The sequence below is a fragment of the Brevibacillus sp. SKDU10 genome (assembly GCF_001645205.1).
GTDB lineage: Bacteria > Bacillota > Bacilli > Brevibacillales > Brevibacillaceae > Brevibacillus_B > Brevibacillus_B halotolerans.
In genome coordinates this window covers 1-19,972 of sequence record NZ_LSSO01000143.1, presented here as the reverse complement: position 1 = coordinate 19,972, position 19,972 = coordinate 1, and the positions used below count along the sequence as shown (strand labels likewise).

The window sequence follows — 19,972 nt, the reverse complement described above, 5'->3', positions numbered from 1 at the left end:
TGTTTGTGGAGCATGACAGGGAATTTTGCAAAAATATCGCTACAAAGCATATTCAACTTTAAGCCTTTAATCTAAGGCTTGATTTTTCTCGAACATTTTTTCCCTTATAAAAAAGAACCCCGACAGTTGTCGGGGTTCTCCACAGTGAATGTCCGCCAATTTCATAAAAATTATTATGAACCCCGATATGCTCCAGCCCCAGAACCTCTTGCCAAATACGGACAAGCTCCGCTTCCATTCTTGTCATCGGGGTAACCTGCTCCCCGCCTGTGTCTAAGAGAGGGGCCATTTCCTGTAGCTTTATGTAATTGATTTTACCATTGGAGGTAGCGGCATTTCATCCAAGCGAACAAAATAGGAAGGCATCATATAATCTGGCAAATGTTTCGCTAACGCACTTCTTACATCCGCCACTGTCAGCCCATCTTCGAGGATCACATAGGCGGAAAAACGCTCACAACTGTCTATACTGGCAAAGCATGTATTTTTTGTATAAATATCCAAATTGTAATTTTCACAATTTTCTAGCCCTTATTGGTCATGTTTAAGTTTGTAGATTTGGGATATTATTTTGGCGGAAAGAAATAATTCCCAATAAAAAGGAGCTGAGTAAATTGAAAAAATTGTGTAGTTATATCCTCATGGTGACAATGTTCCTTGCCACGTTTGGTACAAGTGCATGGGGACAATCATCCGTACCCGATTCTCCCAAGTCTTCAGAGGGAAAATCAGAAAAAAAAGAGTGGACTGTAGGAATTTTGCTGTACAACGATGTGGAAGTATTGGATTTTGCAGGTCCTTTCGAGGTTTTTGCTGTTACCCAACAGGATACGTCAGGTAAGCCTTTTCATGTCAAAACCGTTTCAGAGGATGGAAAAATGATTACAGCACGAAATGGATTGAAGGTTCAGCCTGATTACAGCTTTGAAAATGCCCCCGCCTTTGACATTCTCATCGTTCCAGGAGGACCTGGAAGCCGTACGGAAATGTATAACAAACATATAATCAAATGGGTGAAAGAGCGAATGAAAACCGTTGATATTATGGCTTCCGTATGCACAGGAGCATTAATTCTAGCAGAAGCAGAATTGCTACATGGCAAAACAGTGACCACCCATTGGAATTCATATGATCGACTTGAAAAAGATTATCCGAAGCTGAAGGTTAAGAGGGACGTAAAATTTGTGGATGAAGGAAAAATCGTAACATCAGGGGGCATTTCCGCTGGCATTAACATGTCATTCCACTTAGTCAAACGATTACTAGGAAAAGAAACCGCCGAACAGACAGCCAAACGGATGGAGTACGACATTGTCATAGAGTAAATTTGCTAGATTCCATACTAAAAAATGAACCTCATCTGTCCTTCGTGTCATCACAAGAACGCTTGGAATTGATGGAGCAATGTTAGCTCTTAAAAGAGTGGTAATATTCAGGCAAGTATGGATGAGGATAACGTTTTAGAGCTAATGAAAGGACATGACCTAGCCATAGAAGCAGTAGACGATATGCCATCTCGTGTTATTATCCATCGAACTGCCCGTGAATTGGGCATCCCAAGTGTAGGAATGTCTGGCAGCGGTACCTATACCAATATTGTCTTGGCTCCAGAGTACAATGCCAGTTTAAAAATGACAAAACCACTAACACCAGCATTCGTAACTTCATAAACACAATAACAAAAACGCATGCACCTGTCTGTTAGAACAAAGCATGCGTTTTTGTCATATTTACCTTTTCACACGATACGATTATTTCCTTGCTAATGCAGATCGAATAACAAGTCCGATGTATGGGAGAAGAACAGATAGATGGCCCTCATCATCAAAGCAACGATATTGAACCTGCAAGCCAGGAATGTTGCTGGAAGATAGACGTTCATACATCTCTTTGGCATCCACGACCATCTCAGCCTTTTCCTCACTACCTATCCCTATCAAAAGACTAGTTTGTATAGGCTCCGCTGTTGATTCCTGTGCTTCCTTAGCAAAGCGTTCTGCTAATGGAAACAGAAATTGATTTTTCCACCAAATAGATGGACTTCCGGCAGCATAAACCTGAAAAGCCTGACGTTTTGTAAACATCGTATATAATGTAAACAGTCCGCCCAAGGAATGACCAAATAACGTCTGACGATTACGGTCAATGGAAATCTCCTGTTCAATCAACGGCTTCAATTCTTCTTCAATGAATGTCAAAAATACATCTGCTCCGCCAGTTGTCGGCCATTCAGAGCCGTCCTTACGATTAGGGAGCTCCGTTTTATCAGCATACACGGTGTAATCATAGAACCGTCGATTCGTTTCAAAGGGTTGGTCAGTATCATATCCAATCCCAACTACTACTGCTGGCTCCAGCATGTGCGGTCCACGCGTCTGTAGGCGAACTGTCTCCGCCATCGAGCCAAACGCTGAGTTTGCATCCAGCATATATATAACCGGAAAACCAGTCTCGGGTGCAGGTACTTCTGGTTTGTACACCATAATTCGGTATGATGCACCACGATTGCTTATTACTGTCCGTTGCTCTGCCCCCGGAATGGCGAAGGCTGAACGTTTTTCTGCTTGTTTCATCGCCAAATTCACCCTCTCCTCACAGCTACCTGCACGAATTATCCAACTGATAATCATTATCAACATTGATCATAGCGAATTAGCCATCGTAGTACCATAGACAATATCCAGAACAATTATGGACGATTTACAGCTAATAGCTCCGTAAGATGATCAAGCATTCGGAGGTGGGCATGCGGGGAATATTCCAGCCACGGATCAGAAGTAAGCATATGAAGTCTGTTCTGCTGAACCGCTGAAATGGTTTGCCACTGCGGTTCATTTTGGATTTTTTCCCAGATAGCCAGTGTTTCACTTTCTTGACGAATCATCATGAAAATGCGATCAGCATTCAATGCTTTCAGCTCCTTTATGGAAATGGACTTAGTAGCATCTAATGCTTTGACCACACAAGCAGATTTAAATTGCAGTTCATCAAACAGCATGCCTGAGATTCCACGATTATTCTGTACAAACATATTTTGCTGTACTAATCGGATCACAACAACCGATTCCTTCTCCAGCCCAGGCTGCAATCGCTCTCTTACCATTTGAAGTTTCCGATCGTATTCCTCAAGCCACTTCGCTGCTTGCCAGGACTCTCCCAAAAACTCCGCTAGAAGGCGAAACTGCTGACGCCATTCCATTTGCGACACAGAGAGATAGAACACGGGAGCTATTCTTTCTAAGGCCTGCTTTTCTATTTTCGGAAGATTATCATTTGCAATGATGACGTCTGCGGATATCTGCTTAAGCAGCTCTATATTTTCCTGCCAGTTCTGGTTTTGACGATACGCGCTGATATGAACAGGGATTTCATTGCGATATTCTTGATAATAATACTCCGTCCACTTGGGGTGAAGTGGAGCAGCAAACGGCATAATATGTAGCGGTAATAAATAGCCTACATGCGCCGGGCTGTATGCCACCAGCTTTCGACGGCGACTTTTCATATAAACGTTTGGTGAAACGCCTATCTCCTTCTTAAACTTCCGGCTAAAATAGAATTCATCCGCGTAGCCTACCTGATGAGCGATGTCGCGCAGCCTAGCATCTGATTGCGCCATAAGTCGCTTAGCTTGCTGTATTCGTAGCTTAGCAACATACTCCATCGCGCTTATCCCGTATTTTTTTTTGAACAAATCGACAAAATATTTCGGACTGATTTCGGCCACCTGTGCCAGCCTATCGATCGTTAATGAATCCGTATAGTGTTCCTCCATGTATTGCTTTACATATTCGAGTGCTGAATATGCGTTTTCCGGCTTCGTCCGACAATTCTGATTGATATAGAACAGGATTTCCTGAAAATCAATCTGACAACGAAAACTGCCTGTACTAGCTTTGCTTTGCCAACGACGATTCAAATCCTCACACATGGATGCCAATTTATCAGAAGGGTAAACAGAGATTTTCCCCTTATAAGGAAACAATTGTTCATCCTCGCTTATCGTCATACAGCTTACATGATTGGGCTCGTGTTTAAATACGTCAAAATATAGCACATAGAGCTCCATCTCCTCACTCAATGCGAGTGTTCCAAAGGTTTGTCCTGGTCTGCACACGTACACCGAATTTTTATCCAGTTCACATTGCTGATGATCCAGTACAAGCTGCACTTCTCCACTGGTCATGACAATAAGCGCATAGGAAAAAGCTAGTTGTTGCTTCAATTGGCAAAGAGCTCCACCCTTCACAGCCTCAATGGATCGAAGTCTGAAGGATAACTCATCAAGCATACATTTATCAGTGCTACGGCATATCCTGTTGTCCATCCTATGTACACCACCAATATCCATCATTTGCCTACAGCTTTCCATGCATATACACTGATCGTTGCGAAAAAGGCAGGTTTTATTTTCATAACATTCACTTTACCAAATGAAGCTAACATTTTCTATTTTAACAAATCATGCTGTTTGGCTTACCGCTAGATATTAAAAATGATACCATTTTTCGTTTTACAGAAAATATATTTTTCATTTATATATATTCTAAAATAATTGTATTTTCACGCAATTAGTTTTGCACTTATCTTAAGAGGAGTGAGCCATTTTTAAAATTCAAGGGGACTCCCAAGGTAGCTACCAAGGAAATCCCCTTTCGCATGTTTAAAATTAAATGAGCTCATTCTATCTTCGTATGATTGCCAAAATTACAAATCAATATCAAAAATCGTGATGCTAGCAAAATCAATCTGAAGCGATGTGTCAGCAGGTAGCGGATTTGGGGAAGACAGCACCAATTGAATCTTATCCCCTTTATGAAAGAGTTGAGGTAATAAAGTGGAGGTGACATAAGTAGTACTGGGATTATTGGAATGAAAGCTTGTTTGGGATGGAATAATCGTTTCCCCATTCTGAAGTAACTCGAATTTGAGAAGGGAAGTAGGATTTGCTGGGGGAGAAGAAATGGTAGAGATTTGTATACTAAATTGCGTCAGATATATTGCACTCTTGATAATCGTAATGGTGTCAGTTGTTGGCTCAAATATAATGCCAAAAGAGCTTGAGGCGCTATTCAAATTGATGACTGCAGGCACTATGTTAGCAGGACTAATCACTTGTGGAAGAAAATCATTTGTAACATAAATAATTTTTTCATCTGACCTACATATGTGTCCAGACATAACATTTACACCTCCTATCAATCCCTCTAGATATTGAATGATAAACGGAAATGAATTGTGTTAGGCGAATACCCATTTTTTTAAAATGGTTATGTAGGAAGAATACTTGGTATACAGAAGTCAATAAAAAAGTTACTGATATTCAAGGAAGTCTTACCTCTTTTGAACAAGAGTATGTAAAAAATAAAGGAAGTATGCGGAATATCCAGAAATTGGAGGAAAAATTTGATCAAAAACATAATGCATGGTTAACACCCTAAACAGCATGGGGAATTATACAGGGGGGTGCAAGCCAGAAAGTCATAACTCTCCTCGATCATTTTTTGTTTTCGTAAACAAAAAAAGTGCGCCTATTCACAGGTGCACCCCGAAACATATCTGAAAATATTTTCATGCGTTATAACCGACTCTGAGTTTTTTCAAAGCCCCAAAAATCATTCTATGATAGAAGAGGCATCTTTGTTAATAAACTCCATATACTGACAAAGATAAAAATAGCTTTCTGTTACATCCGCTATATCTGCTCTGCTACTCCGCACATATGCTCTCCCCTGCTCCTCTATTCTCTCTAGCAACTGTATCAAAAAGTTCATGTCCAATTGCCTTGCCGCCATGATAAATTGGGTTACTTCCTGTATGTCTTGTTCGTTTATTTTCGCTAATCCCTTTAACAAAAGCCGTTCGCTCCAGGGATTTATTTGATCAACAAGCTGCTCCAGCGCATTCATCATGTATCACGCCCCTAAAAATCCAGCTTCAGATTGGTCACTGCCTCGTCTTTTAAAAAGCTGATTGGATAGATATGCTGTTCATAAACGTGAGCAAATATATAAAAGTCACGAAGCTCTAAAAACTTCTTATCCTTCTCTAAAAAAGGAATCGTCTTTTCCCATTCCTTGTTATAGGGGATTGTCATCACAAGCTCATTGCCCTTCTGATCATTGACAGTAAAGATAAAGTTTTGCGTTCCTTGTTCATAGGTCGAGCCGTTTACCTTACTTGCTTGTATGATAGCCAATTGCTCCTGTCTGCCCTGGAATAAAGCCACATGCTGATCTCTAGCGTGCCTTTCGTTCCAATTATGAATAAGGAAATCCCCCAAATCCACATTCTCAATGGATTCTCTTGATTTTAATGCTAGCAGCGTTTCCTCACTTGAAGAGATGCGTTGCTCCCGATTTACTTTGCATGCTCGTAGCTCAAGCTGAGCTCGAGATAAATCATTCATCCTCCACTCTCTTCCCCAAGGAGATCTCTGCCCATACTGTTCTTTAAAGTGAAATTCGATTCCTTCATAATAAACAGGTCTCGAATCTGTATAGCTATATATCTTTTTATCATCTGTGCAGTAAAAGTAATAGGTAATCCCTTTATAGGAGGATCGGGTCGCCCACGGATCAGCTCCCAGCGCATATAGTCGCAATCTGGGAATTGTGTAATATCTACTTTTAAAACGCCCAATTACCTGTCGTAGTTGCTCCTGACTTTGTTCTTTTTCTAAGGCAACCGTACTTAAATAGGTACTTGTTAGCTTTTCAAGAAATGCTTTGTGAGAAAAACGGATATGCCGCTGAAAAAACAACGTTACTTGTCCATGGATATTTCTCATATCCTTTTCCAATTGAGCTAAATGCCCATTATGCGCTGCAATGGCTAATACTTCTAATCTTGCACAAATCGTCTCAGGTAATTTAGCCAGGCCAAGACTAATGATTTCCGTTATGATCTGCTTGCTATCCTGAACCACGTCCAACGAATAATTGATTTGTTTATTGGTTTGATACCACGAATCATCAATCGCCTGATGTATTGCTCTATACCTAAGAATCGCTTCTAATCTATGAATACAGCTTTCTTTTTGTTTACAGCTGCAAATGCTCTTCCGTATATCTGCCTCTTCCATAAAAGAAACCTCTACGTCCTGCCAGCTCATTTTTATGGTAAGGAACGAACCCTCTTCTATCTCTAGCTCCTCTGCATAGGAAATCCGAAACAGAACCTCCTCCACCTGTGCTTCCGTAAACTGATCGTATATTTCACCCAAGGGCTTGGTAAGAAGCCACGAAAAATCGGCAGGCTTCGCTTCTACCTTCGTCTCATAATTTTGCTTATAGGATAAGAGAGCCATTATGATATGTTTACAGATTTTATCTGAGGGACAGCTACAGACATGGCTATTCATATCAGCTTTTACATGACATACAATCTCGTCTTCTAGCTTACAGACCACCTTATCAGCTTCAAACGCAAATGCCACCTGTAACCCTTTTTCCATATCCTTCACGGCACGATTATATAAGCCTTTGTTCGCATGCTTAATCAGAAATTCTTCTGTACAATGCGCTATAAGTTGCTCAAATTGAATTGAAAAATCTGTCATACGCACCTCTTTATTGAAAAATAGCTTCAGCATCGAGGTGAGATTTCTCCCACCTCAGTACGCAGCTTATTATTTTCCTGTAGCTCGCATGATATCGAAAATCGTTTCACTAAATAAACGCGGTGAAATAGTAGAAATCGGTAAGGGCTGGCTCTTTTCATAGTAATAATAACGATCAAATTTATTGGCATAAAAAGCTAAGCTTTCTAAAGAGATATCATCCATGCCATCATAATAAGAAATACTAGCACCACTGAATTTTAGCTCCACAATCATATCCCCATATTCTTTATAGAATTCATAGTAGAAGCCCGCATCCTGTGCCATTCCTTTATACCAGCCATACTTCTCCATGGTTTTAGGAAAGGCAGATGGTGAATATTCTTCTGCTGGAAAATCGGTAACTCTATTCGTTTTTAGATGTTCTTCGGTTGGAAAGTAAAGCTTTCGATCCAACTGAGGAAATGGCTGCTTCATTTCATAATCCTCAAGCTGTGTTTGCCAAGCTTGCAGGTCGTCTTTTGTAAGCTCGATTGGATGCACCAATCCAATAAGCGCATCTTCCTTGCATTCATACTCTTCTTCATCTACCGTATTGAAAGTACCATCTTCCATGTAACGGAAGGTATCTGTTAGGTTGCCATCCTCATACACACCCCAGATAAGGCCAATCGCAAATTTCTGCATCATCACGTTTTCTACAAAAAGATTTTTCCAAGCTGTTGTGCTCCACAGCCTTTGTTTAGAGAGCGATTCTTCAAGTCGTAAGGATTGAATCGTAACGAGATTTTTTACATCCTTCTTCAATTGGGCGAACTCCAATTTAGCTTGCTCAGCTAAGGCAGCATCATCCTTTTGTGCAGGTGCAGGTAAATTTTTAACTACCTTTCCCGTTTCATCATTGGTTACATGTAATTGGCGGTCATTATTTACTTTTACGGTAAACGTTCTCTGTCCGTAGCTAAAAATACGCTTTCCACGTTGATCGAAGCCTAGTGTCGTAACTAATCGATCCTCTAATTCCTCAGGCGTTATGTTTAAGTTCTGTGCTGCCATGGTTAGGGCTTCTGCTGCCGCTGCCTTCACCTGTCTATTTTTCACAGTCCGTTTCATCTGATCAATGGTCACAAAGGCCGCTATTTCTTGCATAAAGGACAGGGCTTTAACTGCATCTGATGCAAGTGCCCCTCGTCCTGCTTCCGCCCATACCTTGATCTGTTTGCTTAACTCATCTATGATTCTTCGATCTCCAAGAGAGGTGCATACAAACAAGACCCATTTTTCCTTAGCAGGAGCCTGATTAGCCAGCCATATCGTGTATATTTCCATTGCAAAATCAGCTAATGAATGGGGAGCAGCATAGTCCTTCACCTTTAAAACATGAGGGTTGGGAGCTGTCGTAAAATCAACAGATTGTGTCAAAATGTATTCTTTTACTTCTGCATCAAGCTCCCCGCCTTCTTTATCTAGCAGTACTGGCAATTGTTCAATCATCAGCCATTTCAACCGTGCTAGCTTTCTTTTGTCTACTACGGTTCCAAATGTTGCATGTGCTTTATCTGGACTTTGGTTCGCAGCATCGATTAAATTTTGCAGTAACGTTTTGAACTTAGCGCTCGTCTCATTTGACAGCAGCTCCTGATAAATGCTTTGATAGTCCGCTACTCCGCGCATGGCGTCTAATGCCAGCTCTTTTAGCTTAGCTTTCTTTTCCGTCTGATAGATACGAATATACAGGTCTTTGTTTTTTATATTCGTAAACTCTGCTTGCGCTATGCTGCTTGCTTTTTTAGAAGTATCCTGCAAACCTAGCTGAATAGCTTTATAGTAGTGATCTTGGCTTAGCTCATTCTTTTTCTCAAAAATATTTTCTAAAATGGACGTTCTTGCTTCGGCACCTAATTGGCTGTACAATTGTAGACTTTTTTCGATATTCCCTAAAACAATTCTTTGGTAAGAATCCTCTGACAGCTCGCTATAGTAATCAATTGAACCTTTATAATTAAGGATATGAAGTAAAAAACGATCAATATTCACCTGTGGATGATCCGCATACGCAGCTATCCATTTCTCAGGGTCAAATGCAGGCGAGGAGAACAGCATATGAATAAGGGACATGTTCTCTTGTTGGGTTCCATAATGACTTAGAAAAGCAACAAATCTTTCAATGATCGGATTCTCCACTGGTAGGAACGTGAATAAAAATAATTGATCCTTTATATCATAGGAATTAAATTTAGCAGCAGATGAAGCTGGCTGCCTACATTCATCCAATATTTCTTGCAGGGACATCTTTTCAGTAAGGTAGCGATAGAGCTTATGAGTTCTGTTATTTTCCTTGAGAGAAGCAAGCACCATATCATGTAATGTGATATTCTGATCTGACATATCAATCCCATGATCCTGAAGTGCCTTGAATATATATCCCTTCATTAACCAATCCGACACAAGCACCATCGCTCTTTTCGCTCTCTCGGTATTCACAAGGAATCTTTTTTCTACCGTCTGCCACTCAACTCGATAACCACGCATTTCCTTAATTGCGTAGATAATTAATTCATATGGTTCTGTCAATGGTATAATCCCTTCAAGCATTTCGCACAGGTCCGCTCCCTGCTCTCGATGCTCGGAAGACAAGGAATTGATTACATCAAGCGGGACAATTTCATAGAGCAAGGTCATTGCACGTAATAGCTTTCGATCTAGTTCATTTTGTTGCTCTAAGAAATTGGCTTTGCTGCCTCGTACATTTACTCGGTAGAGAAGAGCCGCCGGAATTAGCATTGCATATCGGTTAAACTCAGAACGGCTGAGTGTTTTCTCTGGTTGAGACTCAGGAATCAGTTGAAGCTGCTTTTGAACAGCCTCTATCTTCTCCTTGTGGATTTGTTTATCCAAATAAATAGCAGATACACAATCTTTTTTCGCCAAGGGACTAGAAGCTAACGCTTTGATTGCTGTCGAAATCTCTTGCTGTAAGCCCTCTACATTCTCAGTAAGCAGGTAGTACATAAAGGGTTGAATTTGCTCCTTTATCTCTTCAAGATAGCTGCTGTCAATTAGGGACAGATAATGGAGCGTTAGCAACAGAGGAACAGCAGATTCTGTGACGGAATATGAGTTTTTTATACTTGATGTATAACTCTTCATGAGCGTATCGACATAAAAGGAAATCGCTGCATCTCCTATATATTTCTGCGTATCACACAGTTGGCGGATGACGATCTGTTTTTGTTCCTCTACATCCTTGATAGTTTGTGACAGCATGATCGTTTTCATAAAATGCCCAATGCAAATACGAAGTACATTACTTTTATGGCTTTCATTTGCACTCGTTTTAAAGAGGATAGCTGCTGCTCTAAAGAAGGCTTCGTCTGTCCCGTTTTTCCCCATCTTTTCTAGGTGAGACATGCAACCATAGGCATATACTTTTGGATGGACCAGAATACTGGGAAACTTGTCCGACTCACCAGATACATAAGCAATGATCTGATTATACTGATTGGAGTCAATGGAATAGCTTTGCGGATTATGTCTGGAGTAATGTCCAGGGTAGTCTTTCACAAATTTATCAGCAAATTGAGTGATTAACGGATTACTTCCTATTTTTTTTAAAACCATCGAAAATCCTCCTTAATATGCCCTCTAATAAGGTTATGAGGTGATAATCTTACCAATCCAACGCGCGAGCTCATCTGGCGTAATGGCGGCAACATGCGCTCCCATATCGGCCAAGGTGCGTGCGGCATGCTGGTTATATACTCCGTTTCCTTCAAAATCCAATGCAGTCAAAACCAACAATCTACAGCCCGTATCAATAATCTCTTTACTTGTACGATACATGTCATGAATGGGGTAGCCTTCCTCCAAATCGCTCACTAAAATAAATATTGTCTTGTTGGGGTTTTCAAGCAAAGTCTTCCCGTATTTCAGCGCCTTTGCGATATGTGTCCCTCCTCCTAACTGAACACTCATCAATAGATCAACAGGGTCTTCTAATTGATCAGTCAAATCTACTACCTGTGTATCAAAAATAATGAGGTTCGTTTTAAGAGAAGACAGTTGATGAAAAATGCTTGCCATGACAGAGCTGTATATGACCGAGTCCAGCATACTCCCACTTTCATCTACAGCTATAATAATGTTCCATTTATTTTGTTGCTGGGTATTGCTGTGAAAATATACGTCATCTAAAAATAGGCGTTTTTTTTGTTTATCGTAATTCTTCAGATTTTTTCTGATTGTTCTCTTATAATCCAGATTTTTAATCGACTTTATGTATCCCCTGCGATGATAATTACGCTTGCCCACAATACTTGTTTTTATTTGAAATTCAAGTGTTTTTTTTAATTCCTCCACCACTCTTCGCACCATGTCCTTGGCGGTTTTGACCACTTCGCCCTTCATATACCCTTTAAATTGAAGAATATTTTTTAGCAATGTCATAGTAGGCTCAAGCTTTTCAAGCACTTTTTTGTCCGTGAGCAGCTCGGTCATGTTGTATTTTTCAATCGCTTGCTTTTCAAGAATCTCAACCGTCTTCTTCGGAAAAATGGTACGGATTTTACGTATCCAGGTAGGAACAGTAAGCTGGGAGCTTCCCTGTCCGCCTTTAACGCGATACCCTTGCTCTTCTTTATACTCTCGATTGTAGAGGTAGCCTAGGATGTCATCTATTTCAGAGTAGGTAAAATCAGCCTCTTTATAGCCATCAATATGATTTAATGATTCTTTGGAATTCTCGCCCAATAATAACCTCCAGCGATTGAGATTCTCTTTGTTTATATGAGGTTCCATTTTGCAAACTCCTTCTCAATAGCCTGATCCATCTTCCTCGCCTGCTGCAGTAGTCGTTCCTCAATGACAGGAGCTTGCATATCCTCCGCGGTAGTTTGGAATATAGAGGCCACTTTCTCTGAAATAAGCATGATCTCCATAGGTGTAAAATAAGTAAAGGCTAAACGCAGCTCTGGCGCGATCTGCAAAAACTCCTCATAGGACAGCTTGCCAATCAGATTGTTCAAATCCTCTAGCAACTGTTTATCGTGTAGAAGCACATCACGAGCTATTGTAAATACTCCTTGTAAATATGCAGCAGTATGCAACATGTTTTCAGGAGTACCAAGCATATACGCCCTTGCTTTTAACGCTATTTCCTCTCGATCCAATACGTCCAGATTGCATAAAATAGCGATGATAACGCCTTTAAGCCGAGGTGAAATATCATTGACAGCAAGGAGACTAGCAAGTTGATCTCTAAAAATATCAACAGAAAGCCCCCAGCTCTCCTTGGAGGAAAGCATGTAAAGAAATTTTAGATATTCTACGATGTGGTTTATTTCCTCTGGGTTAGGCTTTGTGATCTCATAGATTTTTGTTACTGCATGGTAATAGGTTTCCTCTATGAGCTTTTGCAATCGGTCCGTTTCCTTCAGCGCAAATAAGCGTTTTTGTTCAGAAAGAACTGTAAGTGTTTGAAGAGTTTGACACAGAGAGACAAAGCTTCCATCTTTCTTAACAAACTGTTCAACCAGATCGAAAAGCTTGCTGCTCAATTCCTCTAGCCCCATGAGCATTGACTTCAAAAGCCATTTAGCTGCCACTCTGCTATGATGATCCGGAAGATCCTTCATACACTCCTCGATTTTATGAATCGCCGCTTCTCGAACGCTTCCTCCGTGAATCGAATTTTCGATGAGCCTCGCTTCTATGTAGGAGGAGTAGCTGTAGGCCCAGGTTTCTCTACCTAAATTAATATTGCGATTTTCGAGCCAATCAGGCCCCGTGATTTTTTGACAGAACTCCGGTACTAAAAACTGTAGACAATGAAAAAAGTAACTAGTCTCTCGATGCAGCGGTTTGGCATACAGGTCTACTGTTTTCTTATTTTTACTGGTTGTATGTAGCTTTAACTTATATATTTTGCCTCTTTCTTTAAAGTCGCGTACAATCGGCACATCTAAATCATTCTTGGCAATTTTCCCAATTTTATTGCCCGTGAGTAGCTCTCGTAATGTATCTAAGGGCTGTGATGTGGCAAGTGAGAACTCGCCTTTTACAAATGCAGAGGTAACAGCATCAAGTAGCTCGTAGGCCCCGCCTTCCGATTTGGAACGAAAACTAGCAAGCCCCTGTACTACATGATAGGCTTCAATAGCGTCCGAAACTGACGCCGTTTCTCCTTTTTCTCGCAAGCTCTTTAGTAATTGGGCCAAGAACAGAACCGCACTTTTGTTATAAGGATGGGCCTGCTTCTTCTGAACGGCCCTCCAGACCGTGTCATAGTAATTCACATAGGGCATTCCGCTTGCATACCCATTTACATGATCCGCCTCACGAAAGGTATAGACCATCGGATATACTTTTTCATTTTTTACTTGTTTGATTTTATAGGTTGAATCTCTCTCCTCTAGTAATCCATAGGTGTGGAACCCTCCTGTAACGACAAGGATTCTTGCATATTCTTTTTGTGCTTTTACAATATTGTTCTTCATATGTGCTTCACGGATGAGGTGCCCTTCTGCCTCTAGCATCTCTTCCTCATAGCACATTCTGGAGAAATAACAGTATGTATATACTTCCTTCACGAAATCCTTAGTAGATTTCTTGAGTCCTTCCACTTCAAAAACCTTTTCCCAAAGCTCATCAAAATGCCGACAGTTCAGTTTTTGGCAAAGTTGTTTAATAAAAATTGAACTGGCAAGCAAAGTTTCGTCATGATAGGAGATTTTTCGGGATTCTTGATCGTCGTCATCCCCATGTTCCTTACTTTCTTGCCGACTTCCGTAGCTTATATCAATGAATTGGGCGGGAATCCCCCGTCGTTTCGCTTCCTTTAAAGCCACATATTCAGGTGAATAATCTAGCAGGGGAAAATAGCAGGCATAGCTATGCTCTTCTTTATTGTAGGCATAATAGATACTGACAGGTGGCGTTGTATCTTCATGTGTCAGTATTTCAATTATATGATTGCTATTCTCCGGCCCTTCCAACAGAATAATTTCTGGCTTATAGGCCTCAATCGCTTTTTTGAGGTGGAAAGAACAAGCAGGGCTGTGGTGACGAATCGGGAAATAGACAACCTGACTGGCAAGATTATATATTTTTTTCTCACATAGCTCGGTTATCTGATCCATTTCTTCTGATTGTAAAAATCTCCCCATAAGCCATCTTCCTTTGCCCGTTGTTTCACAACCTTTGAAAAATAGGTTTGCAGAATATGAATATCCTTATGATTTTCCTTTGCTACAGCACCCAGCATATTTTGAACCAATCGTTCTAAAGTAATGGGCTTATGATCATAAAAATAAGAGGTCATCGCACTCTGAACATAGACCGAAACAGCTTCAGCAGTACTCATGACGGCTTGTGGACTATCAATTTTATAGCCTTCTAACGTTTCTCCTGTTCGCAATTCTAAAAACGTGGTGGCGAGAACTTCTACGATGGAAGAGTCAACAGCAATATCAATCCCACTTTGTTGCAGCATATTCCTAGATTGGGATTCAATGATTTGCGCCTCCATTTTCACATGGTTGATAGGGAAAATCGTTTCAAAATTAAATCTACGTTTTAAGGCACTGCTCATTTCATTTACGCCTTTATCACGAATGTTTGCCGTCGCAATCATATTAAAGCCTGGTTTTGCAAACAAAATCCCATCTTCAATTTCAGGTATATTCATCACCTTGTCGCTTAAAATGCTAATTAATACATCCTGGACTTCAAACGGGCATCGTGTAATCTCTTCAAAACGGGTAATGATGCCTTTTTTCATCCCTGTATATAAAGGAGAAGGAACTAACGCCTCAAAACTGGGACCTTTATCTAACAGCAGGGCATAATTCCATGAATACTTAATCATGTCCTCCGTCGTCCCTGCAGTACCTTGAATCGTATTGGTACTTATTCCTGATATCGCCGCTGATAACAGCTCACTTAGCATTGTTTTTGCCGTACCTGGTTCACCCACTAGCATTAGCCCTCGATTACCAGCTAATGAGACAATGGCTCTTTCAATTAGCACGTCATCGCCGTAAAATTTCTTCGTGATGGTGATTTCTTCCTCACCTAGCTTTAGCGGAGCCTCTGCACCCAGAATAAAATCTCTGACAGATTTCGGGGACAATAGCCAATTTGGAGGTTTAGAACCTTTGTCATTTGCTACTAGGGCTTTTAGCTCGGTTTCATACAACGTTTCCATCGGGGGCTTCATGGTCATCATAGGCTCCATAGCACATCCTTTCTTCTAGTATTCCTTCCCGGATTGGAAAGGTATTCCTTTTATTAAGGAAGAACTATACATGGTATAACAAAATATGAATTACTACCACAAGGGCAGAAAGTCTCAATGTAGGGTATACGGGCATTAACAGCAATATTATTGGGTAAAAAAGGCGATTGTTAGATGAAATTTTGACATAACTTTCTGGTTTTACGTTTTTTATGCATGGCACTACAGTGACTTGTCATGGAATCTCAGACTTTTTTTGCTATAACAACATAAAAAGACGCTAGAAGCGCCTTTTTATAAACAGCGATATATAGAAAAGAACTTATATCTTTTAGTTTATTCATCAACCTTTTTATAAGTAACGAGCCAATTATCACCCTCATCTTCGACTTTCTCCAGAACATACTTAGTAAGGGCATAACAACCTCCGCCCATTTTTTCAGTCGGAATACTCTCAATAGTAGGAAAATCTCCTTTTGGTAGTATCCCTTGTAAATAATCACTTGCGGGAGCAATAGAGTACTTACTGTGATCTATTGAGATAGGTGCAGCACTAACTACGGACCCTACTGACAGAACAGCAAAGCTCAACATTCCAACAGCCATAACTCTTCTCATTTGGTTTTTAAACACAATTGTTTCCTCCCAAGTAATATATTTGTTTTACTTGTGTATAATTTACCATTAAATCAATAAAAATGGATAAACCTGGGATAAAATAAAATAATAATTATATGAATATTTCTAATGTAAAAATAGACATAAAAAAAGATAGACAGCAAACCTCTCTAGTTGTACTGCTAGAGAAGCTTGCTTCTATCGTCTGGCTTAAAATTCTACATTAAATAGATTGCTTACTTGTTTATTTTGTAGAGAAGCTGGCGTGAGTCTCATGACACTATTTCGCAACCCGCAAAGAAGTGGACTATCCAATTGGGCAATTTTACCTACTTTAAGAGATAGCTGAGAGATTGCTCTTACTCTTTCTATTCGTCTCATCTCGAATGCTTGATAGGCTAACTCGACAGTCGAATGCTGTATGAAACAACGTGCAAGCTCTAAAGCATCCTCGATTGCCTGGCAAGCCCCTTGTCCAAGATTCGGTGTGATAGCATGTCCCGCATCACCGAGGAGGAGCGAGCGGCCGGAAATAAATTGCTCAGGAGTCTCTAAATCAAATATATCGTTATGAATCATCTTATCATCAGGGGTTCTTGATAATACCTGCGCAACTGGAGAATGATATCCCTCAAATATTTGGATGATATCCTTAATCCGATACTCTGCATACCGCTTATCCCCAGATGGTCCATTCACCAAGGCATACCAATAGGTTCGCTCATTTGCTAATGGTATGACGCCAAAACGTCCCTGTGCAGCCCACGTTTCAGTGAATTGCGAATTTTCTCCAGAATCTGGCCAGCATGGAGCAACACCACGCCAGCATGTATAGCCCGAGTATCGTAGCTTAATGGAAGGAAAGAGCTTCTTCCTTACAACCGAATGGATACCGTCTGCCGCAAGTAAATAATCTCCCGAAACTTCAGTCTGATCTGCAAAGGTAACGGTTACACCATCCTTATCCTGCTTAGTATCAGAGCAAGCCTTTCCAAAAATAACAGTGCCTGGTCGAAGGGCAGAGAGTAGTATTTGATGCAATTCTGCTCGATGAATGGATACCGTGGAATACTGCTGTGAGCTTGTAGAAATCTCAGACAATACAGAACCTTGTTTGTTTAGAATAGCAATGCCTCTAGGACTTACATAGCCTTGCTTTTGCACCGCTTTGTCTAAGCCTAAGCGTGCTAGAGCTCTTAAAGCATTAGGAGCAATCATTATTCCAGCTCCAGCAGGGCGAATCTCTGGAAAGCGTTCATACACTTTTACATCAAGTCCTAATTGCTGTAACGCAATAGCAGCTGTCAAGCCAGCAATGCCTCCACCTATAATCAGAAAGGATTTATTTTTCATCTCTTCTCCTCCTATCGACTGATTGCATATAAAAAGCTGAAACATAGCCATGAACAAAGCGGTGTAAACAGATAAGTATCATACGTAGAAAAACGTGTATGCTTCATCCTCTTAAATAACCCCACGTATCTACAATCGCCCACGCTTCTAAATCCAAATTCGGCCATACAAATCCAGCATCCCCACTTTACAAGTGGATGAGAGGAAATGGATAAGAAAATCCCAGCACGCGCCATCAGAAGCAGCTCCGCTCCAAGAAGTAGGACAGACATCCCGAGAAGAATATCCATTTATTCCTCAATCCTCTAAAGGACAAATTCCTTGCCAGACAATCTCAAATTGGCGCTGAAAAATGGTTTCTATCTCCGTAACGTCCGCGTCTTGAGATAACCAAACCATCAGCGAATTAAAATAAATGCCCATAAGCACAGCAGCAACATCCTCAGTATTCATGTGCTCGGAAAGCTGACCGCTTTTTTTGGCATCATCAAGTATGGACATAATTGCTTCTAGGAATTTTTGTACGACACCCATTTCCTCTTGAATATGTAAAGTAGAACGCATCAATTCTAAAATAATTAGTCGAATCAAATCGGAATGCTCTCTATAACGCGCAAACAAATTGTGAAAGAGCAGCGTGAGCTTTTTCTTTAAATCCGGCTCATCGGCGTAGCGTATTACCCCTTGATAAAACGATTCCAGTTGTGTTTTGCCTAGATGAAGTAGAATGGCCTCTTTTTTGGGAAAATAATTATAAAACGTGCCTTTAGCGATGCCGCATGCCTTTGTAATTTCCTCTACCGTCACATTCTCGAAGCCTTTTTCTTTAAATAATTGTAAAGCCTGCATGAAAATGTGTTCCTTAAGCTCTTGTTTCCTTACATCCCTTAACAAGGTAACCATCACCATCCATTCTGATTAAATGACCGCAGTCATTTTATGACTACAGTCATTATTATAGACAGAAAAGGGATTTTTTTCAATATTTATTTATTGTTGGATGTGCTCTCAGATTAAAGCTACTACTCTATGTAAAAAAACAAAAAAATTCACAAAAGCGAAAATGTCAGAGCTGTGGTAATTTTTTATTTAGAGAGATGGATTCTGCAAGGGTATTTAGCTTATATGGCTTCGGTGGCTTCAGTCCAAAAGGCTGTTATTTCGTATGGCAGGGCAAAAGAAGAGGGATGCCCTCTCTGGTGAACCCGCTTTAATAGGTACCCCTAAGACATCCCTCTTTTACTATCTTCCCCGATTTAGTTCTCGGAGTGCTTATTTTTAACCAAGTGGTACTGCTAACAGACGTGCCAGATCCCTTACGTTCGGTTCTGCTATGCAACTAAAATGGTTCCCGCCGATTGCTATTACTTCTAGTTCACCCAGACAAATGTCTGTCCAGAAATCAACGGTTGTCTCATTGGTGCGCGGTAAAAATAGAAACGGCTCGTTTGCCAACAACAAACGGATGTCCCCCATGTACGGTGGAGGTGTGAAGCGGGCAGCCTTAAAGCTTTGATGAAAGACCTTGCACAAGCCTTCCGCCATTTCAACCGGCATTTGCTCGCCAGTAGCTTTGGCAATAGCCTCAACATAAGCCGTAAAGCGTTCTCTCCTGTCGAGTGTAGACAATCGCTGGAATAGCTCACCCCCCTTGTCAAGCCCGTCATCCCCGCCGATGGTGCATGCAGAGCCTTGTGGAATGTAATGTCCGTACTTCTCGATAAGCTGCATGATACCTCGGGCCAAATCATCCGGATGAACTCCGCTAAAACCAGCTTGTTCAAGCGTGATATTCAGATTTGGGACAAAGAGTGTTTCAATCAGCAGATCATCATCGAATTCCGTGATAATCGGCGGAATGTCAATGAGAACTAGGTCTGCGAGATGGATTCCTCGTTCAACAAGGCGTCTGGCTACTTCGATTGCAATCAAACCGCCTAGGGAATAACCAATGAGCTGCATCTGCTTATGACCGCTTTGTAGCAGGCACTCCGCATAATCGTCCGCAACTGCCTCGATGAGTTCGGACGGATCAAGGTCGCAATATCGCTCAATATCCGCGATGGAAATTCCCACTACGTTCCCCAAATTCTGTTCTTTTAGTTGTTCCAGAAGTGGACGGAAACTGTCCATTGTACCCAAGACAGCGTGGAACACAACTCTCAGTGGTCCTGTCTCCCCGCCCCCAAATGGAATAATGACAGCAT

The 19,972-nt window shown here is 40.9% G+C and carries 16 protein-coding genes and 1 pseudogene; 2 read left to right on the top strand and 15 right to left on the bottom strand.

Annotated elements, in window-relative coordinates; all coding sequences use genetic code 11:
* Nucleotides 1–58: 58 nt before the first annotated feature.
* Nucleotides 59–247 carry a phosphopantetheine-binding protein gene (locus tag AYJ08_RS09705; RefSeq protein WP_064017550.1) on the bottom strand — a complete coding sequence of 63 codons (189 nt, stop codon included), beginning with the start codon at nucleotides 245–247 and terminating at the stop codon, nucleotides 59–61.
* 367 nt (nucleotides 248–614) lie between these two features.
* On the opposite strand from AYJ08_RS09705, the gene AYJ08_RS09695 reads away from it, so the two are divergent.
* Nucleotides 615–1,325: a DJ-1/PfpI family protein gene (locus tag AYJ08_RS09695; RefSeq protein ID WP_231929074.1), complete on the top strand. Its 711-nt coding sequence runs from the start codon at nucleotides 615–617 to the stop codon at nucleotides 1,323–1,325.
* A 105-nt stretch (nucleotides 1,326–1,430) separates the two neighbouring features.
* Nucleotides 1,431–1,580 (top strand): annotated as a pseudogene (locus AYJ08_RS22955) (HesA/MoeB/ThiF family protein); the annotation flags it as partial.
* Between the two features lie 171 nt (nucleotides 1,581–1,751).
* Here AYJ08_RS22955 and AYJ08_RS09685 read toward each other — a convergent pair.
* From AYJ08_RS09685 to AYJ08_RS09620, 14 genes are all read right to left on the bottom strand, one after another.
* Entirely contained in the window at nucleotides 1,752–2,573 is an 822-nt protein-coding gene (locus tag AYJ08_RS09685; RefSeq protein ID WP_064017552.1) for an alpha/beta hydrolase, read from the bottom strand.
* A 116-nt stretch (nucleotides 2,574–2,689) separates the two neighbouring features.
* Entirely contained in the window at nucleotides 2,690–4,327 is a 1,638-nt protein-coding gene (locus tag AYJ08_RS09680) for an AraC family transcriptional regulator (RefSeq protein WP_064017547.1), read from the bottom strand.
* A gap of 380 nt (nucleotides 4,328–4,707) precedes the next feature.
* Nucleotides 4,708–5,181 (bottom strand): hypothetical protein, encoded by a 474-nt coding sequence (locus AYJ08_RS09675; RefSeq protein WP_064017546.1) that lies wholly within the window; start codon nucleotides 5,179–5,181, stop codon nucleotides 4,708–4,710.
* A gap of 434 nt (nucleotides 5,182–5,615) precedes the next feature.
* Nucleotides 5,616–5,912: a hypothetical protein gene (locus AYJ08_RS09665; RefSeq protein ID WP_064017544.1), complete on the bottom strand. Its 297-nt coding sequence runs from the start codon at nucleotides 5,910–5,912 to the stop codon at nucleotides 5,616–5,618.
* A gap of 11 nt (nucleotides 5,913–5,923) precedes the next feature.
* Nucleotides 5,924–7,594, bottom strand: coding sequence for an SWIM zinc finger family protein (locus tag AYJ08_RS09660; protein ID WP_082890911.1), 1,671 nt, complete (start codon nucleotides 7,592–7,594; stop codon nucleotides 5,924–5,926).
* 36 nt (nucleotides 7,595–7,630) lie between these two features.
* Entirely contained in the window at nucleotides 7,631–11,182 is a 3,552-nt protein-coding gene (locus AYJ08_RS09655; RefSeq protein ID WP_064017543.1) for a DUF4132 domain-containing protein, read from the bottom strand.
* A gap of 33 nt (nucleotides 11,183–11,215) precedes the next feature.
* Nucleotides 11,216–12,358, bottom strand: coding sequence for a VWA domain-containing protein (locus AYJ08_RS09650; protein ID WP_064017542.1), 1,143 nt, complete (start codon nucleotides 12,356–12,358; stop codon nucleotides 11,216–11,218).
* Nucleotides 12,343–14,724, bottom strand: a complete 2,382-nt coding sequence (locus tag AYJ08_RS09645) for a DUF5682 family protein (RefSeq protein WP_064017541.1) — start codon at nucleotides 14,722–14,724, stop codon at nucleotides 12,343–12,345. The genes AYJ08_RS09650 and AYJ08_RS09645 overlap by 16 nt, the downstream gene beginning before the upstream one ends.
* A complete protein-coding gene (locus AYJ08_RS09640; protein ID WP_197490620.1) occupies nucleotides 14,685–15,785 on the bottom strand; it encodes an ATP-binding protein in 1,101 nt (366 codons plus the stop codon). Before AYJ08_RS09640 ends, AYJ08_RS09645 begins: the two co-directional genes overlap by 40 nt.
* Before the next feature lie 345 nt (nucleotides 15,786–16,130).
* Nucleotides 16,131–16,427 carry a hypothetical protein gene (locus tag AYJ08_RS09635; protein WP_064017539.1) on the bottom strand — a complete coding sequence of 99 codons (297 nt, stop codon included), beginning with the start codon at nucleotides 16,425–16,427 and terminating at the stop codon, nucleotides 16,131–16,133.
* Between the two features lie 195 nt (nucleotides 16,428–16,622).
* The gene (locus AYJ08_RS09630; RefSeq protein ID WP_064017538.1) at nucleotides 16,623–17,765 is read right to left on the bottom strand and encodes an FAD-dependent monooxygenase; all 1,143 of its coding nucleotides are present in this window, start codon (nucleotides 17,763–17,765) and stop codon (nucleotides 16,623–16,625) included.
* An 11-nt stretch (nucleotides 17,766–17,776) separates the two neighbouring features.
* On the bottom strand, nucleotides 17,777–18,037 hold the full coding sequence (locus tag AYJ08_RS22950; RefSeq protein ID WP_255365459.1) for a DUF3995 domain-containing protein: 261 nt from the start codon (nucleotides 18,035–18,037) through the stop codon (nucleotides 17,777–17,779).
* A gap of 25 nt (nucleotides 18,038–18,062) precedes the next feature.
* Nucleotides 18,063–18,659 (bottom strand): TetR/AcrR family transcriptional regulator, encoded by a 597-nt coding sequence (locus AYJ08_RS09625; RefSeq protein WP_197490619.1) that lies wholly within the window; start codon nucleotides 18,657–18,659, stop codon nucleotides 18,063–18,065.
* 384 nt (nucleotides 18,660–19,043) lie between these two features.
* Nucleotides 19,044–19,972, bottom strand: a 929-nt coding sequence (locus tag AYJ08_RS09620; RefSeq protein WP_231929072.1) for a thioesterase domain-containing protein, incomplete at its 5' end; no start/stop codon positions are given.

What these genes read in the sequence shown, in the direction of transcription:
- AYJ08_RS09705 (WP_064017550.1), bottom strand. Translation starts at nt 247, where the DNA reads ATGACAAGAATGGAAGCGGAGCTTGTCCGTATTTGGCAAGAGGTTCTG.
- AYJ08_RS09685 (WP_064017552.1), bottom strand. Translation starts at nt 2,573, where the DNA reads ATGAAACAAGCAGAAAAACGTTCAGCCTTCGCCATTCCGGGGGCAGAG.
- AYJ08_RS09680 (WP_064017547.1), bottom strand. Translation starts at nt 4,327, where the DNA reads ATGGACAACAGGATATGCCGTAGCACTGATAAATGTATGCTTGATGAG.
- AYJ08_RS09675 (WP_064017546.1), bottom strand. Translation starts at nt 5,181, where the DNA reads ATGTCTGGACACATATGTAGGTCAGATGAAAAAATTATTTATGTTACA.
- AYJ08_RS09665 (WP_064017544.1), bottom strand. Translation starts at nt 5,912, where the DNA reads ATGATGAATGCGCTGGAGCAGCTTGTTGATCAAATAAATCCCTGGAGC.
- AYJ08_RS09660 (WP_082890911.1), bottom strand. Translation starts at nt 7,594, where the DNA reads ATGCTGAAGCTATTTTTCAATAAAGAGGTGCGTATGACAGATTTTTCA.
- AYJ08_RS09655 (WP_064017543.1), bottom strand. Translation starts at nt 11,182, where the DNA reads ATGGTTTTAAAAAAAATAGGAAGTAATCCGTTAATCACTCAATTTGCT.
- AYJ08_RS09650 (WP_064017542.1), bottom strand. Translation starts at nt 12,358, where the DNA reads ATGGAACCTCATATAAACAAAGAGAATCTCAATCGCTGGAGGTTATTA.
- AYJ08_RS09645 (WP_064017541.1), bottom strand. Translation starts at nt 14,724, where the DNA reads ATGGGGAGATTTTTACAATCAGAAGAAATGGATCAGATAACCGAGCTA.
- AYJ08_RS09640 (WP_197490620.1), bottom strand. Translation starts at nt 15,785, where the DNA reads ATGATGACCATGAAGCCCCCGATGGAAACGTTGTATGAAACCGAGCTA.
- AYJ08_RS09630 (WP_064017538.1), bottom strand. Translation starts at nt 17,765, where the DNA reads ATGAAAAATAAATCCTTTCTGATTATAGGTGGAGGCATTGCTGGCTTG.
- AYJ08_RS22950 (WP_255365459.1), bottom strand. Translation starts at nt 18,037, where the DNA reads ATGTCTGTCCTACTTCTTGGAGCGGAGCTGCTTCTGATGGCGCGTGCT.